The 16,593-nt window shown below is 36.9% G+C and carries 16 protein-coding genes; 11 read left to right on the top strand and 5 right to left on the bottom strand.

Translation table 11 applies throughout. From position 1 onward, the window contains the following. The first annotated feature begins 290 nt into the window (after positions 1 to 290). Entirely contained in the window at positions 291 to 587 is a 297-nt protein-coding gene (locus ACFSR3_RS14960) for a hypothetical protein (RefSeq protein ID WP_379822112.1), read from the top strand. A 31-nt stretch (positions 588 to 618) separates the two neighbouring features. On the opposite strand, the gene ACFSR3_RS14955 is transcribed toward ACFSR3_RS14960, so the two are convergent. Genes ACFSR3_RS14955 through ACFSR3_RS14940 form a run of 4 tightly spaced genes read right to left on the bottom strand, consistent with a single transcriptional unit; the run spans position 619 to position 3,050 of the window. Continuing rightward, positions 619 to 1,260, bottom strand: a complete 642-nt coding sequence (locus ACFSR3_RS14955) for an endonuclease III domain-containing protein (protein WP_379822111.1) — start codon at positions 1,258 to 1,260, stop codon at positions 619 to 621. Between the two features lie 15 nt (positions 1,261 to 1,275). Beyond that, the gene (gene msrB / locus ACFSR3_RS14950; RefSeq protein ID WP_379822109.1) at positions 1,276 to 1,668 is read right to left on the bottom strand and encodes a peptide-methionine (R)-S-oxide reductase MsrB; all 393 of its coding nucleotides are present in this window, start codon (positions 1,666 to 1,668) and stop codon (positions 1,276 to 1,278) included. 9 nt (positions 1,669 to 1,677) lie between these two features. Next, a complete protein-coding gene (msrB, locus tag ACFSR3_RS14945; protein WP_379822107.1) occupies positions 1,678 to 2,190 on the bottom strand; it encodes a peptide-methionine (R)-S-oxide reductase MsrB in 513 nt (170 codons plus the stop codon). After that, positions 2,187 to 3,050, bottom strand: a complete 864-nt coding sequence (locus tag ACFSR3_RS14940) for an alpha/beta hydrolase (RefSeq protein ID WP_379822105.1) — start codon at positions 3,048 to 3,050, stop codon at positions 2,187 to 2,189. The genes msrB (ACFSR3_RS14945) and ACFSR3_RS14940 overlap by 4 nt, the downstream gene beginning before the upstream one ends. A gap of 203 nt (positions 3,051 to 3,253) precedes the next feature. Between ACFSR3_RS14940 and ACFSR3_RS14935 the strand changes: the two genes are divergently transcribed. The 7 genes from ACFSR3_RS14935 to lon all read left to right on the top strand — a co-directional run bounded on the left by ACFSR3_RS14935 (position 3,254) and on the right by lon (position 12,648). Further along, complete coding sequence (locus ACFSR3_RS14935) at positions 3,254 to 4,069, top strand: M48 family metallopeptidase (protein ID WP_379822103.1); 816 nt, start codon at positions 3,254 to 3,256, stop codon at positions 4,067 to 4,069. 196 nt (positions 4,070 to 4,265) lie between these two features. Next, complete coding sequence (locus tag ACFSR3_RS14930; protein WP_379822100.1) at positions 4,266 to 5,702, top strand: hypothetical protein; 1,437 nt, start codon at positions 4,266 to 4,268, stop codon at positions 5,700 to 5,702. Between the two features lie 106 nt (positions 5,703 to 5,808). Then, positions 5,809 to 7,104: an MFS transporter gene (locus tag ACFSR3_RS14925; protein ID WP_379822098.1), complete on the top strand. Its 1,296-nt coding sequence runs from the start codon at positions 5,809 to 5,811 to the stop codon at positions 7,102 to 7,104. A 151-nt stretch (positions 7,105 to 7,255) separates the two neighbouring features. Beyond that, positions 7,256 to 8,146, top strand: a complete 891-nt coding sequence (locus tag ACFSR3_RS14920) for a DUF6252 family protein (RefSeq protein WP_147278140.1) — start codon at positions 7,256 to 7,258, stop codon at positions 8,144 to 8,146. A gap of 17 nt (positions 8,147 to 8,163) precedes the next feature. Beyond that, the gene (locus ACFSR3_RS14915; protein WP_379822097.1) at positions 8,164 to 8,958 is read left to right on the top strand and encodes a hypothetical protein; all 795 of its coding nucleotides are present in this window, start codon (positions 8,164 to 8,166) and stop codon (positions 8,956 to 8,958) included. Positions 8,959 to 9,098: 140 nt separating this feature from the next. Next, on the top strand, positions 9,099 to 10,007 hold the full coding sequence (locus ACFSR3_RS14910) for a DUF6252 family protein (protein ID WP_379822095.1): 909 nt from the start codon (positions 9,099 to 9,101) through the stop codon (positions 10,005 to 10,007). A gap of 190 nt (positions 10,008 to 10,197) precedes the next feature. Next, a complete protein-coding gene (gene lon / locus ACFSR3_RS14905) occupies positions 10,198 to 12,648 on the top strand; it encodes an endopeptidase La (protein WP_379822093.1) in 2,451 nt (816 codons plus the stop codon). A 48-nt stretch (positions 12,649 to 12,696) separates the two neighbouring features. Here the strand turns inward: lon and ACFSR3_RS14900 are convergent, their stop codons facing one another. Beyond that, positions 12,697 to 13,260 (bottom strand): hypothetical protein, encoded by a 564-nt coding sequence (locus tag ACFSR3_RS14900; protein WP_379822091.1) that lies wholly within the window; start codon positions 13,258 to 13,260, stop codon positions 12,697 to 12,699. 108 nt (positions 13,261 to 13,368) lie between these two features. On the opposite strand from ACFSR3_RS14900, the gene porQ reads away from it, so the two are divergent. From porQ to ACFSR3_RS14885, 3 genes are all read left to right on the top strand, one after another. Next, positions 13,369 to 14,388, top strand: a complete 1,020-nt coding sequence (gene porQ / locus ACFSR3_RS14895) for a type IX secretion system protein PorQ (protein WP_114759276.1) — start codon at positions 13,369 to 13,371, stop codon at positions 14,386 to 14,388. A 3-nt stretch (positions 14,389 to 14,391) separates the two neighbouring features. Next, entirely contained in the window at positions 14,392 to 15,084 is a 693-nt protein-coding gene (cmk, locus tag ACFSR3_RS14890) for a (d)CMP kinase (RefSeq protein WP_379822088.1), read from the top strand. A 292-nt stretch (positions 15,085 to 15,376) separates the two neighbouring features. Then, positions 15,377 to 16,588: a nucleoside permease gene (locus ACFSR3_RS14885; RefSeq protein ID WP_379822086.1), complete on the top strand. Its 1,212-nt coding sequence runs from the start codon at positions 15,377 to 15,379 to the stop codon at positions 16,586 to 16,588. Positions 16,589 to 16,593 lie beyond the last annotated feature (5 nt).

Below are 16,593 nucleotides of genomic sequence, written 5' to 3'. Positions count from 1 at the left end.
GCAATTTGTAGGAGCCCCAATAGCTATCGGGGGTAGTCGCCTTTGCTGCGCCAATTCGGCCGAAGACCTCGTGCCTTTTGAAAACCCTTCATCTTAAATGATGAAGGGTTTTTTGCTTTATAGCACTATTGGTACTGCAATTTGTAGGAGCCCCGATAGCTATCGGGGTAGTCGCCTTTCTTTTACTTTTTCGCGCTTGTCTAGTTTTTTGCTTTGAAAGTTTATGATTATTTTAATAACTCACCTTTATAGGTTTAAGTAACTTTGAGATTATCACTAATCGATTTATTATGAGAAAGTTACTTTTTATGCTGACTATAACAGCATGTGTAGCAATAATCAGTCCGGTTAAAGCTTACATAAATGTTTCGGGAATAATTATAGTTCAGGAAAAACAATACAAAAAAATTAATGTATCTGATATCCCTAAGGAGGTGTTGGATAAGATTAAAAAGCAATATGGTAATTATACTATAAATGAAGCTCAGAAGGCTGATGACGGTGAATATAAGTTAATACTCAGCAAAGATGGAATTGATAACACGGCCACATTTACTTCAGCAGGAGATCTGATTAAGATATATTAATAAAAGAGAGAAGCATTGCTTCTCTCTTTTATTATTTGTGACTCAGACAATATTCACATACTTTATTCATGACACATTCGCTGTGTTTTGGATTGGTAGGTCTGCAAATTTCTCGCCCTAAAAAAGAAATTGCCATTCCGATTTCCCTCCACATACTTTTAGGTAGTACTTCCATCATTTGTTTTTCAATTTTGGTTGCATCTTTACCTTTGGCAATGCCAAGTCTCGGAGCGACACGTAATACATGGAGATCAACCATAATTCCTTCAGGTTCTGAACCGGCTTCTCGCATGATGACATTCGCAGACTTTCTGCCAACTCCTTTAAGAGCTGTCAGCTCTTTCATAGTTTTGGGAATGTTCTTATCTTCTTTAACCGTTTCCGCTATTTCCTGAAGCCAGGCTATCTTATTTTGATGAAAATGAACTTCTTCAAGATATTCCATAAGTCCAGCAGTATTAGCCTTCGCTAGAGCTTTCATATCAGGATACTTTTTAAAAAACGCAGGTGCAATTTTGTTGATATGAGCATCGCTGTCCTGTGCTGAAAGAACCACCATTACTAAAAGCTGGTAAATATTCTTATAATCCAAAGGATGCTGTTTTCCCTTATATTTTGCTATAAGAGGACGGAGCTCCTTTTGCCAGTTTACACTTTCGTTAAAAAGATCCATATGCTGAATTACAAATTATTCCTTTAGGTCAATAGAAAGAGAGTTTACGCAATATCTTTGGCCGGTTTCAGTGGGGCCATCATCAAAGACATGACCAAGGTGACTGCCGCAATTGGCACAAAGAATCTCAGTTCGAATCATTCCATGAGATGTATCTTTAATATATTCTATTTTTCCCGGAATTGATTCGTCAAACGATGGCCAACCACAGCCTGAGTGGAATTTGGAGTTACTTTCAAACAGGGGCTCACCACAAGCACCACAGCAGTATGTTCCTTTGTCAAATGTTAGGTTATATTTTCCTGAATGTGGAAATTCAGTCCCCTTTTCCCGTAATATCTTAAATCTTTCTAAACCTAATTCTTCTTTCCACTGGGCTTCAGTTTTTTCTATATTATATTTTTCCATGAAGTAAGCTTATTTTTTAGCAGGTATAAATTTAATAGAAACGGAATTGGTACAAAATCTATTTCCGGTAGTTTCTTCAGGCCCATCATCAAATACATGGCCTAAGTGTCCACCACAATTCGCACACATAACTTCAGTTCTGTTCATACTCAATGATTTATCTTCTTTATAAATTACCGAACCTTTTATAGCCTGGTCAAAAGATGGCCATCCGCATGAAGAATCAAACTTTGCATCAGATTTAAACAAAGGATTACCACAGGCTGCACAAACATATACACCTTTTTCAAAATGTTTATAATATTCTCCTGTGAAAGGTCTTTCTGTTGCTTTTTGACGAAGTACCTGATACTGTTCCTCGGTTAGCACTTTTTTCCAATCGGCATCGGTAGTATTTTTGTCCAGTTTCACATTTTTATCAGTTTGCTGAACCGTTTGAGTCTTTACGAAGGCATTTTTCTTTTCCTGACCCTGGCATGCAGCAAGGGTTAATAACAAGGCAATAACAACTAGTTTTTTCATGATTCTAAGAATTGAATAATTTTTTTTATGACTTTATTGTCGCCTAAAATTTTACGATGCCCCAAGCCCTTTGTTATCATTATTTCATGAAATGCAAGATGTTTTGCTATATGATGAGCCGCACTTACCGGTACATCTGTATCATCTTCGTCATGAATTACCAAAACAGGACAAACTACATCCATTGCAGCTATATACGCTGAATAGGTGTTAATGGTTTCGCCAAATTTCTTTTCAAACAAACCAATCATTATTTTACCTGTATCAATATTCATTCCTAATTTTTCGGTAAAGTCATTCATTATATCCTCAATAACGTCTCCACTCCCTATAATTGCTGCTTTTTTTACCTTTAACCCTTTTTTAATTGCATTTAGTACGGACATAGCTCCCAATGAATGGCCAATAGCATGCTCGAAGGGACCAAATTGATTTTCCAATTCAAGGATTGCAGCAATGAATTCAGACATATCGCTGTATTTTCCTTCTGCTTTTCCATGTGAAGGAGCGTCGAAACTTATGGTACTATAACCTTGCTTCAGGAGTTTATCGGCAATACTGTGCAATTGTGTTCCGCGGCCACTCCATCCGTGTACAAGCAAAACTTTTTTATCGCTTTCACCATAATGGTAAACATGTATTTTTTTTCCGATAGATGGTAGTAAAAATTCATGTTGCCTGCTTTTGCTATCCATTTCTTCTTCACGTTTTGGAAGTCTGAATTTCATGGGTGTCGTAAAAAGTTTCATGGCAAATTTTGCTGCAAGACGTGGAGAAGTCATCTCCAGAATTTTGGCAGTAACCAATATTGGCTTTGGTATTCTCATCGAATCACGATGCTTTTTTGGATTATCGGACATTATAAAGGAATTTTTCAGCAAGTTACAATTTATTATGCTTGCCTAGTTTTAAGGGTGTTATAAAATTGATAGTAGGTGTATTATCATTCAAATGTGAATTAATTTGAACATTCACAATACTTTAACTTCGCAGTGTTAATTTTTTGAAATAGTTATAAAATGAATTTCCTAAATTTGAATAGAATTTAATAAACTTCATAACCATGAGAAAAGGTGTATTAACATCATCTGCTTTTCTACTGCTTTTTATATTTGCCTGCAGTACGAATCCTTTAACAGGTAAATCGGACCTGAATTTTGTATCGAATGATCAGATATTCCCAACTGCTTTTGCAGAATACAGCCAGTTCCTGAAAGAAAATAAAGTAATCAAGGGCACGGCTGATGCTCAACGTGTTGTAACCGTAGGACAAAAAATAAAAGCTGCGGCAGAAAAACTCCTTAATTCGAAAGGACAATCAAATTACCTTAACGGTTATGCATGGGAATACAACCTTGTTGATAGCAAAGAGGTGAATGCATGGTGTATGCCGGGAGGTAAAATTGTGGTTTACTCAGGGATTTTGCCAATTACGAAAGATGATGCAGGACTTGCAACCGTAATGGGACACGAGGTAGCTCACGCATTGCTTAATCATGGTGCTCAACGTATGAGTGCCGCACAAATTCAACAGTTGGGAGCAGCCGGGGTTCAGGTGGCGGCATCCGGGCAAAGTTCTTCTACTCAAGAAATACTTATGCAGGCTTATGGATTAGGATCTGAAGTAGGAGGGATGCTTCCTTTCAGTAGAAAACATGAAACCGAAGCTGATGAAATTGGCCTTACGCTTATGGCTATTGCTGGCTATAATCCGGATAAAGCGGTTGAATTTTGGCAAAGGATGGAAGCTAATTCTGGAGGAGCTGCTCAACCTGAATTTTTGAGTACACACCCTTCAGGCTCAACAAGGATTGCACATATACAGAGTATCGTTGCTAATGCAAAAGCAGAAGCAGCTAAGTTTGGAGTAAAATACTAATTGTATTGAAACAATAATATTGTTATAAAGCTACCTTATGGTAGCTTTTTTATTTTACAAATTGTTGAATGTTAAATTAATAGTAATATAAGTATGAATATTTACGTTTTTTATGGAGGGAAAGCATTGGTTTGCTTGTTTTATTAGCAAAGAAAAAGCTTTGTTTATGCTGAAAATGCTGTATAAATCGATATGTATGTTTAAAAACAAAATTTTAGAGAAAATGATGTGGAGATTTGTTTTGTTAGTATTTCCTTTATCCTTGATGGCTCAGGATCCGGTTATTTTCAGTAACGATAAATACAGTGGTATAAGTGGCGTGGGATTTTCTCCTACACAGCCCTTTTTTAATCCGAATCTATGGGATGTAAATGTTGTAGCCGAAGATATTTTTGTGCAGAATAACTATACTTATATTTCGAATTTAAGCATTGTTGGTATTCCACGTGCTGATATCAAATCGGTGAATTTGTTTGACAATGTGATGGGAGTTACCGGATTGCATATTCAGGATTATTACAATAAAGCTAAAGGTGGCTATCATTTCAGTTCCGATCTTTTAGGGCCATCGTTTTCATTCACAACAGATATACAGCAGAAAAAATATGTTTTCGGACTGTTTACCCGAGTGCGCACTCAAGGCTCGGCTCTTGATATTGATAATTATTCACGAATAAATAATACCAATACTGATGCTGTTTACCTCTATGATTTTCATCCTTTCAAGACCAATTTTATGAACTGGGGAGAAGTAGGGATTAATGTTTCTACACAAATATTTGAGAAAAAAGAATTTAGATTGGTACTTGGAGGCAGCCTGAAATATGAGATTGGTTATGATGCTATGAAAATCAACAGCAAGAACACCGCCAATATTGTCAGGACTGTTGACAGTAATTTCGCGACCGATGGAGTATTGACAAATTATAATATTGATGCTTCTTATGCAACCGCTTATGATTCTGAAAAAAAGAAGTATGATTTTAAGCCTAACGGAAGAGGTTTGGGTGCTGATGTAGGACTAACTTTTATAAAATGGAATTACAGGATGGAAGATTATGATTATAAGATATCATTTAATGTACTTGATATAGGGTATATCAATTTTAAGGGACAGAATCATCATTTTAGGGGCAGGCCTTTTGACTTTAATAGTCTGTCGGGCAGAAACATTAACAGTCCTGAAGAATTAATGCATATTTTGAGCGAAGAGGTATACGGAGACCCCGACGCTTCGTTAGTAGGTTCAGATTTTTCTATTGGCCTTCCTACAAGCATGCATGTTAATATGAGTAAAAGAATAAGGGATGATCATTATTTGAATTTTGATTTAGTGCAAAGAGCACCTGTTTTTAAAAACAGCCTCAGGCGTGCTAATATTGCTAATGTTTCCTATTCAGTTCAGAAAAAGATACTGGGGTATGGAGCTTCGGTTTCTATGTATGAATTCAGGGATTTACAGCTTGGTACTTATTTAAGGCTGGGGCCACTTATCATAGGAAGCGAAAACTTTTTGCCTCTTTTCTTTAAGCAAAAGAAACTTCATTCAGCGGATTTTTATTTTGCCATTAAGATTTATCCGTTTATTGAAAGAAATAGGGACAAACCCCATAGAAGTAATTGCAAGTGCTGATGTTACGAGTCTGTGTTTATTTGGTGTAAAACTTTACGACTTTATAACTTTAGACTTTACTACATAAAGAAAAATAAATTAGCTTTGGTTTTCCAAACCAAAAACTATGACACAATTAGAAAAAGGAAGCAAAAAGCTTCTGAATGCCTGGGCTTTTTACGATTGGGCTAACTCTGTATATAGCCTTGTAATCGCTTCGGCTATATTCCCAATTTTTTATGATGCTTTGTTCTCCTCAAAAGGGATTACCCATGTGCCTATTTTTGGTTCGTCAGTAAAGGGAACGGCGCTAATGAGCTTTGTAACTGCTTTTGCGTTTTTACTGGTAGCTTTTATATCGCCTTTACTTTCGGGTATTGCCGATTATTCCGGAAATAAGAAAGGCTTCCTTAAACTGTTTTGTTATATAGGGGCATTATCGTGTATAGGACTTTACTGGTTTGACCTTGATAACATTTATCCGAGCCTTGTATTTTATTTCTTTGGTCTGGTTGGGTTTTGGGGTAGTCTTGTTTTTTATAATTCCTATCTTCCTGATGTTGCTTTTCCTGATCAACAGGATGCATTGAGTGCACGTGGCTATTCTATGGGTTATATTGGGAGTGTTATCTTACTGATCGTTAACCTTGGAATGGTTATGTCTGTGGAAGAGGGTGAGTCACAAATTACCATGATGCGCTGGTCATTTGTTTCTGTAGGCGTATGGTGGATATTGTTTAGTCAATATACCTATTACTATCTGCCAAAGGGAAATAAACCAGCTAATAAGGTAACTGCCGATGTATTGCTTAATGGTTTTAGGGAGCTTCGTAAAGTTTGGTTCCAGTTGAAGCAGAATATTACGCTTAAGAGATATTTGGGAGCTTTCTTTGTTTATAGTATGGCAGTACAAACAGTTATGCTTGTGGCCACATACTTTGGAGCCGAAGAGATTCAATGGGGAGAAGGTGGCGCGAAACAGATGGGGCTTATTGTTAGCATCCTGCTTATCCAACTCGTAGCAGTAGGAGGAGCTATAATTACATCAAGACTTTCTGAGAAATATGGAAATATAAAAACACTAATAGGTATCAATTGCATTTGGGCAGTAATATGTATTGTGGCTTATTTTATATCGTTACCAATACACTTTTATGTAACTGCTGCATTTGTAGGTTTGGTTATGGGAGGTATACAGTCACTTTCACGGTCTACCTATTCAAAAATGTTGCCTGAAACACAGGATACAGCTTCCTTTTTTAGCTTTTATGATGTTACCGAGAAGATTGGAATCGTGATAGGTATGGTGCTATATGGCGCTATTGACCAGATATTTGGAAGTATGCGTTATTCTGTAGTTTTCCTTACATTATTCTTTGTTGTAGGTGTATTTTTGTTGTTAAGAGTAAACAGAAACAGATAGTTTGCTTAACTATATTGAATTGTCAGATGAAATATGTAAATAATAGTTTTGATAATTAAGAACTTATTTGTTTTTTTGACATTTTGTAGCATTAGCTTTTTGACTTAAACTGAAACCAAAATAATTATTATTAAAAACGACCAAAACTGATATGAAAAAACTTAGATTTCTAACGGCTTTTGTTGCTTTTGCAACTATGTTAGGGCTTACCTCTTGTTCTGATGATCCTGCCGAATTGCTTAATGGGGGACAAGGACCTGCAGGTTCGACTATTTTGAATGTAAACTACACGATTCCGGGAGATTCTACAAAGGTTTTTGTGGCTACAAGTGTTAATGCTACTGCTTCGGGAGATTATGTTACGATTGATGCTGAAAATGCGGATACAGGAGAATCATTGGTAATAGAATTTGGTAACCAGCTTAATAAGAATGGTGGTTTTGCAGAAGGAACTATAACTTATGTAGATGCTTCAGGTAATGAATATACCGCAACAAGTCCGTTTACAAGCCTAAATACAGGTGTTGTTAAATTGTCTGAGTCAGCTGCCGGTACTATAACAGGTGCATTCAGTTTTATAGGTTATGATAACAACGCTGCTGCTCCGGAAGACGGTGTTCCATTCTTTAGTGGTATTTTTGAACAGGTACCATTATCCGGGACTCTTCCTACGCCACTTCCTTATGAGCCTCCATTTGAGGCTTCAATAAAAGCTACTGTTGGTGCTACAACTGTTGATTTTGGAACTGCCTGGTCTGTTGTAAATCAACAAGGGCATACATTTAAAGGAACCAATACAGAACCAGCATATGAAATAAGTCTTTTTTTGACAGCTGTGAGTGAAGGTACCTTTGTAATTGATATGTCAACTGTGTCAGCTTCGGTTACTGTTGGAGAGGATGTATATAATGCAGTTAGCGGTGAAATTATCATTACAGATGTTACAGATGGTATTGCAACAGGAACATTTACGTTTACCGCAGAAAATGAGTTTGGAACTGTCGAAGTGACAAACGGAACGTTTAAAATGTCTGTTGAATAAAATTTAAAGAATAGATAATGAAAAAGAGCATCATACGATCTTTAGTAATAGTTTTAATTACGGCAATTGGTTTTGTTTCATGTGATACTGAACCAGTTGACCCGGTTTTGAACGATAACAACAATAATGGTGAGAATCCTGGTAATAACCCTGGAACAAATCCTGGTACTGAACCTGGTAGCAGTGATGGTGATTACTGGCCTTATGCTATTAATAATCAGTGGGTATTTGAACAGGATGGAGAAGCTAATCAGCCAATGAAGATTACTTCAACTGAGTCTGTAAACAATAAAACATATTATAAGATAGACCATTTCTTTGAAAATGAAGGAACTGGTGATGGATTTACAGGAAATGCTACAATGCTTCTTAGAAAAGAGGGAGGGAGTTATTCGGTAAGGGTAAGTGTTGAAATACCATCGGAAGAAGGGATGTCTATCACTGTATCTCCTTTTGAGTATATTTTCCTTAAGGATAACCTTGAAGTAGGACAAACTTGGACAGATACAGCCGAACAAGTTACAAGTTATGAAATAGAAGGTTCTCCAATACCTATGCCTGACGTGGTAATGAATTTAACTTTTGAGGGCAAGATTTTAGCTAAAGATGTTACTGTTACTGTTAATGGAGTAACCTATAATGACGTTATTAAAATATCTTTTAAGCAAACTGCTGTAATTGAAGGAATGGGCACTGAAACGGTAACAAATTCTGAAATATGGTTTGCAAAAAATATAGGACCTATTAAGTCTGTTGCAAATGCAGGGACAGATACTTTTACTCAGGAACTTCAGTCTTATATAGTAAATTAAGATAAAATATCCTTTATTATACTGAAAAGCATCCGTATAAGCGGATGCTTTTTTTATAAAATATTATCGTTTACTTTTTAATAGTAATAATTTGTCTAAAAATACTTTTATATTTGGACTGAAAAAATAAACAATTAACTATGAAAAAGCTAAAAATCAGTTCAGTCGTATTGATTCTTCTTACAGCATTCAGTTTTATCTCTTGTGATACAGAACCTGTAGATCCGGTTTTAAATAATAACAACAATAATGGAGGTAACCCAAATAACCCAAATACTCCGGGTGTATTTAAAGTTGATTACAATGGATCAACGCATACTGCCATAACTGCTGCAGCTTCTCTTGGTAATGAACTTATTCAGATTTCTGCTGTCTTTGGAACGAATGGAGAAGCTATCGGTATTGGTGTTGCGGCACCTCCGGTTGTAGGTACATATCCTATGAATGATGATATTCTGATTGGATATAATCCAAGTGCTTCGTCTGAAGATAGCTATATCAACGCTACTAATGATGGCTATTTTGAAATTACAGCTATTGATACTGCTAATAAAACTGTTTCGGGTAAATTTAGTTTTAAAGGAACTTCTTTAAGTGATTCGTCAACGATTATGTTTACTAATGGTGTGTTTACGAATATCTCTTATACTGGAGAAGTAGGTGGAGGCAGTACACTTGATAATGTATTTAAAGCTACTGTTGATAATGTAACTACAGATTATAGTGATGATACTCTTGGTGCTTATTTTAGTGTTGGAGATTCTGAATATGTTGTTATAACTGCTTTAGGTGATAAAAAGATCACACTTCAGATTGATTACAACGCTGTACCAGGAACTTCTCAGTTTAAAGGTAACATTACACAAGGAGTGCCTTTAGCTACCTTAACCGTTGATGGTGTTGAGTATACAAATATTACAGGAGGTAACCTTACGATTACTTATAATGATGGTGAACGTATCACGGGTACTTTCAACTTTACAGTCAGAAATTCTGAAGGCGTTGCAATTCATACAGTAACAGGCGGTCAGTTTGATATTTTCTACTAGGCAAGTAGCATAAAAAATAAAAATCCGCAGACTGCGGATTTTTTTATGGCATAATGATTGTCATAAAAGTATGCGGGTATGATCTATGTATGCCTCATTTTATTGATACAGAGGTTCTATGCTGTTTTTCTATTAAAATCGGCTAACTTTGTGTATCTATGTTTAATGACAAAATGACCTTTACAATAGTATGGCGAATCAAAAAATATTAAATATTGACAGTTTGTCACTTCAGGAACTGGATACAGATGCGGAATTGATTCCGTTAATGACACCTGAGGATGAAGAAGAAATGAATAACGAACAATTGCCTGAAACCCTGCCAATACTGCCATTGCGCAATATGGTGTTGTTTCCGGGAGTTGTTATCCCTATTACAGCAGGCCGCGATAAGTCGATAAAACTTCTTAATGACGCCAATGCAGGCGGAAAAATCATAGGAGTGGTTGCTCAGAAAGACGAAAGTGTTGAAGAGCCCGCTATTGATGATATAAATACAGTAGGTACGGTAGCGAGAATACTTAGGGTGCTTAAAATGCCTGATGGTAATACCACGGTGATCCTTCAGGGTAAAAAGCGTTTTGAAATTGATCAGGTTATTACTGATACCCCTTACCTGCAGGCTACAATAAAAGAAGTTAATGAAGTAAGGCCGGCATCCGGTGAAGCGGAGTTTACTACTATTATTGAGTCGATCAAGGAACTTGCTATACAAATAATCAAGGAAAGCCCAAATATTCCTACAGAGGCTACTTTTGCTATCAAGAATATTGAAAGCAACTCTTTCCTTGTAAACTTTGTGTCAAGTAATATGAACCTTACTGTTGAGGAAAAACAGGCTCTACTAGCCGAAAATGACCTTAAAGCGAGAGCGCTTGAGACACTTCGATATATGAATCTTGAGCTTCAGAAACTTGAACTGAAGAATGATATACAAAGTAAAGTTCGTTTTGACCTTGACCAACAACAACGTGAGTATTTCCTGCATCAGCAGATGAAGACCATTCAGGAAGAGTTGGGTGGTGTTTCGCACGATCAGGAAATCGAAGATATGCGCCAAAAGGGCAAAGCTAAAAAATGGACCGAAAAGGTTAAATCCCATTTTGATAAAGAGGTTGCCAAATTACAGCGCATGAATCCGCAGGTGGCGGAGTATGCAACTCAGCGTAATTATCTTGAGTTAATGCTCGATCTGCCTTGGAATGAATTCTCTAAAGATAATTTTGACCTTAAGCATGCCGAGAAAGTACTTCATAAAGACCATTATGGCCTTGATGATGTAAAAAAACGTATTATAGAACACCTTGCGGTGCTTAAGCTTCGTAAGGATATGAAATCGCCTATACTTTGTTTATATGGCCCTCCGGGAGTTGGTAAGACTTCAATAGGTAAATCTGTAGCTGAGGCATTAGGAAGGGAATATATACGTATTTCACTTGGAGGCCTTCGTGATGAGGCGGAAATAAGAGGACACAGAAAGACCTATATCGGTGCTATGCCGGGAAGAATTATCCAAAGCCTTAAAAAGGCGGGTACTTCTAATCCTGTATTTGTGCTGGATGAGATTGATAAACTGAGTGTAAGTAATCAGGGCGATCCGTCATCTGCATTGCTGGAAGTGCTTGATCCGGAACAAAACAAAGAATTCTATGATAACTTCCTTGAACTTGGTTTTGATCTTAGTAAAGTAATGTTTATTGCTACGTCTAATAACCTTTCAACCATTCAGCCTGCACTTCGCGACAGGATGGAAATCATCAACATGACAGGTTACACAATAGAGGAGAAGGTTGAAATCGCTAAAAAACATCTTGTTCCCAAACAGATAAAAGAGCATGGTCTCGAATCGAAAGATCTGACTATTGGTAAAAAACAGATAGAAAAGATTGTTACAGGTTATACTCGCGAGTCGGGTGTAAGAGGATTGGAAAAACAAATCGCTAAAGTGATACGTCATTATGCGAAATGTATTGCAATGGAAGAAGAATTTAATTCTAAAGTTACAGAAGAGGATGTTCTTGAAATTCTTGGGGCTCCTAAAATGGAACGCGATAAATATGAGAACAACGAAGTTGCCGGTGTGGTAACAGGCCTTGCGTGGACTAGTGTAGGGGGCGACATTCTTTTCATTGAGTCGATACTTTCTAAGGGTAAAGGCCACATGACCATGACAGGTAACCTTGGTACTGTAATGAAAGAGTCAGCTACTATAGCATTAGAATACATTAAATCAAATGCAGAGCAACTGGGTATTGATCCGGAAGTTATCAATAATTATAATGTTCATATACACGTACCGGAAGGGGCAACGCCTAAAGACGGACCGAGTGCAGGTGTTGCTATGCTGACATCACTAGTCTCTTCATTCACGCAAAAACGAGTTAAGAAAAGTCTGGCTATGACTGGTGAGATTACCTTACGTGGAAGAGTATTGCCTGTAGGTGGTATTAAAGAAAAGATACTGGCTGCTAAAAGGGCAAACATTAAGGAAATTATTATGTGTGAGGATAACAGGAGGGATGTTGAAGAAATCAATCAGGATTACCTTCAGGGGCTGACTTTTCACTATGTAACCAAAATGGAAGATGTTATTAAACATGCTATAACCGATCAAAAAGCGAAAAATGCTAAAATGCTTTAAAACAGGTTAAATCATAAAAAAAACGGCTAAAATTTCTTAGCCGTTTTTTTATTCTACTACTTGCCATTTTCCCTTGCTGAATTTCATGTTGAATTTTAAAATAGTATTAATATTTTCAAAATCTGTAATCAGAATGTCGGCATCGTTTTTTCGCAGTTTTTCATAATTTATCAGGTATAATTTCTTTATGAATCCAGGCGTGAGGGCTATACTTTTTTTAGAGATGAAGCAATTACATCCTTCTGGTCCACCTATAGCATTTCCGGTTAGTATAATACGATTAGAAAAACCATATAAAGATTCATACCGGCTGTCTGAAATATAGACAGGCTCTTTAATGCCTTCTTTTAAACGGGATATTTTTTCTTCAAATGGAGAAGGAGTTTCTATTCCGGTGCCACAAATTCCGTAAAGTTTTAAAGTTGCAATATATAATGTGTCAGAGGGAGGAAGTTCTTTATCAAGTTCATTAATAATACATTTTGTAAAACCTGCTGGATCCTGAATTTCAATGCGTGAAGGGATCAGATAGTCTGTTTTAAGGAATATGACATATAAAATTATAAACAGTACGGCTATTGTTGCCAAAGCTATCTTGAATTTTGGTCTCATCAGGACTTTTTTTGAATAAAATAACGAATAAATTTTTACCCAGTTATTTTATTTAAAAATAATATCTTCGCATCTGCGTTATAGTATGCAAAATCCTATAAAACCACAATGTTTAAAAACCGGTATCTTTTACTCATCCTGCTGTACACCACTTTGTCTTTTAGCCAGATAGGAGGTAAATATACCTATCAGTTCTTAAATCTTGTTACCTCTCCACGGCAGGCTGCTCTTGGCGGAAAAGTTGTTACCCTTTACGATTATGACGTAAATCAGGCTATTTTTAATCCTGCTACCATTAATCCTGAGATGGATAATCATCTTTCTGCTAATTATGGTAATTATTATGGTGAAGTCGCTTATGGTACGGCTGCCTATGCCTATACATGGGACAGACACGTACAAACTTTTCATGTAGGAGTTAATTATGTAGATTACGGTACTTTTGAAGGCCGTGACGAAGCCGGGCTGATAACAGGTGATTTTACAGGTAGTGAAATCGCACTTTCATTAGGATATTCTTATAATGTACCTTACACCGATCTTTATATTGGAGCCAATGCTAAGTTCATATCATCAACCCTGGAGAGTTATCACTCTTTTGGTGCTGCTGTAGATATTGGTGCTATTCTTATCGATGAGGACAATGATATTAATTACGGACTTGTAATCCGTAATGCAGGTATGCAGCTTTCTACCTATGCAGGCACACGCGAGCAGCTTCCTTTAGAGATTATTGCAGGGATTTCTCAGGAGATGGAAAATGTACCATTAAGATGGCATATTACACTTGAGAATCTTCAGCAATGGAATATAGCTTTTTCCAATCCTAACCGTGCCGAGCAGGGTATAGACGGAGGAACAACAGAGGAAAAGGTTTCTTTTTTTAATAATGCGCTACGACATGTTATTCTGGGAGCTGAATTCCTTCCGGGAAAGAGTTTTAATCTTCGTGTAGGGTATAACTTCAGGAGAGCTGAAGAACTACGCTTAGAGGACAAACGAAGTTTTTCAGGAATTTCGGCAGGGGTAGGCATTAGATTTGGTAAATTGCGCTTTGATTATTCGTATTCACGATATACTCTTGCAGCAAATACCAGCCTTTTTGGCTTAATGATTAACTTACAATAAGATTTGGATAAAAAAATTACCATAGCGATAGACGGTTTTTCCTCAACAGGTAAAAGCACCCTGGCAAAACAACTTGCAAGGCAATTAGGATATGTATATGTTGATACCGGAGCGATGTATCGTGCGGTTACCCTTTATGCTATGCGAAACGGCTTTATTACAGAAGGTGCTTTTGACAGGGAAGGATTAATTGAAAGCCTTGATAATATTACACTTCGTTTTGTATACAATCCTGAACTGGAACTTGCGGAAATGTTTCTTAATGGTGAGAATGTTGAAAAGCAGATAAGAACATTAGAAGTTTCTAAACTTGTAAGTTATGTTGCCGAAGTACACGAAGTACGTGTTAAGCTTGTGGAGCAGCAAAAGCACATGGGAGATCATAAAGGTGTAGTTATGGATGGAAGGGATATTGGTACAGTTGTTTTCCCTGATGCTGAACTTAAAATATTCATGAATTCCGCACCTGAAGTACGTGCACAACGACGTTTTAAAGAGCTTACTGGGCTTGGACAGGTTGTTACTTATGACGACGTGTACAAAAATGTTGTTGAGCGTGATCATGTTGATACCCATCGAAAAGATTCACCTCTTGTAAAGGCCGATGACGCGATTGAGATGGATAATTCTAATATTTCCAAGCAGGAACAGCTTGATAAGGTGTTGGTTCTTGCAAAAGCGCTGATTGACGGCTAAACTATGCTGAATAAAGTTGCTGTGCTCATTGTCGCTGTGGTTTTTATGCAGCTAATATACTTTCTTCTTAAAAGTTCAAATGAACGCCTTAAAAGCGGTAATACATATTTTAAAGGTAGAGAATATGTCAGAGGATGTATTCTCCTTGTTCTTTTTGTTCTCCTAATTCTTTTTATGCTGTTTTAATCAATTGGCTTGCTTGATATTAAAACATAATTAACTTTACTATTTCTTAATAATCAAAGCGGTTTTTAATTAATAGATTTGCGGTTTTGATGCAAAAAGTTAATCTATGCGTATAAAAGCAAGGCTTACTGTCATGAATTTTCTTCAGTTTTTTATCTGGGGATCATGGCTTATTTCTCTGGGAAGTTACATGGGTGGTGTTCTTGGTTTTTCCGGAATACAGATTGGAAGTGTTTTTACCACAATGGGGATCGCTTCATTATTTATGCCCGGACTGTTGGGAATTGTAGCAGATCGCTGGCTAAATGCCGAACGCGTATTAGGAATCAGTCATATTGTAGCGGCTTTATTTTTAATATATGCTTCTACGCTTACTGATTTTCCTTCCTTTTACATTGCTATTTTACTACATTCCTTTTTTTATATGCCTACAATTGCACTAAACAATGCTGTGTCGTATGCGCTATTGGAAAGAAATAATTCTAATATCGTTAAAGAATTTCCTCCCATAAGGGTAATGGGAACAGTAGGTTTTGTTGTAGCTATGTGGGTAATCGATTTTTGTGGATGGACACAAAGCCCGTATCAACTTTATGTTAGTGCCGGTGCGGGTATATTTTTAGGGATATATTCTTTTACTATGCCTGCAGTAGTGCCGGCTCATAATCCTGAGAAAAAAAGTTTTGCTTCGGCGTTAGGGCTTGATGCCTTTGTGCTTTTCCGAAGAAAGAAGATGGCTGTTTTTTTTGTATTTGCCATGTTGCTTGGTGCGGCACTTCAGATAACCAATGCTTTTGGTGGTCCTTTCCTTGATGATTTTAAAACAACTCATCCAAATTCATTTGCTGTTCAGCGTCCAAATATATTATTATCAATTTCACAGATATCCGAAACCCTTTTCATTCTGAGTATACCATTTTTCCTGAATCGTTTTGGGATTAAAAGGATAATGTTGTTCAGCATGCTGGCCTGGGTGCTTCGTTTTGGTTTTTTTGCCCTTGGTGATCCTGATGAAAGGTTTTGGCTACTGTTGTTATCGATGATAGTGTATGGAATGGCCTTTGACTTCTTTAATATTTCGGGATCATTGTTTGTAGAGAAAGAAGCTGAACCTACAATACGTTCGAGTGCACAGGGATTGTTCATGATTATGTGTAACGGTGTAGGAGCTATTATTGGTGGACTTGCGAGTGGCTGGGTGGTAGATCATTTTACCGTAAATGGTGTAAAAGACTGGCAAAGCATTTGGTTTACTTTTGCTACTTATGCATTACTGCTGACTATCATATTTCCAATAGCTTTCAGGGAGAAGAAGTAATAGGT

The sequence above is a fragment of the Flavobacterium suzhouense genome (assembly GCF_042684765.1).
In the GTDB taxonomy this organism is placed as follows: Bacteria; Bacteroidota; Bacteroidia; order Flavobacteriales; family Flavobacteriaceae; genus Flavobacterium; species Flavobacterium suzhouense.
Note: the sequence above shows the minus strand (reverse complement) of the source record. Positions and strands in the feature narration are given on the sequence as shown.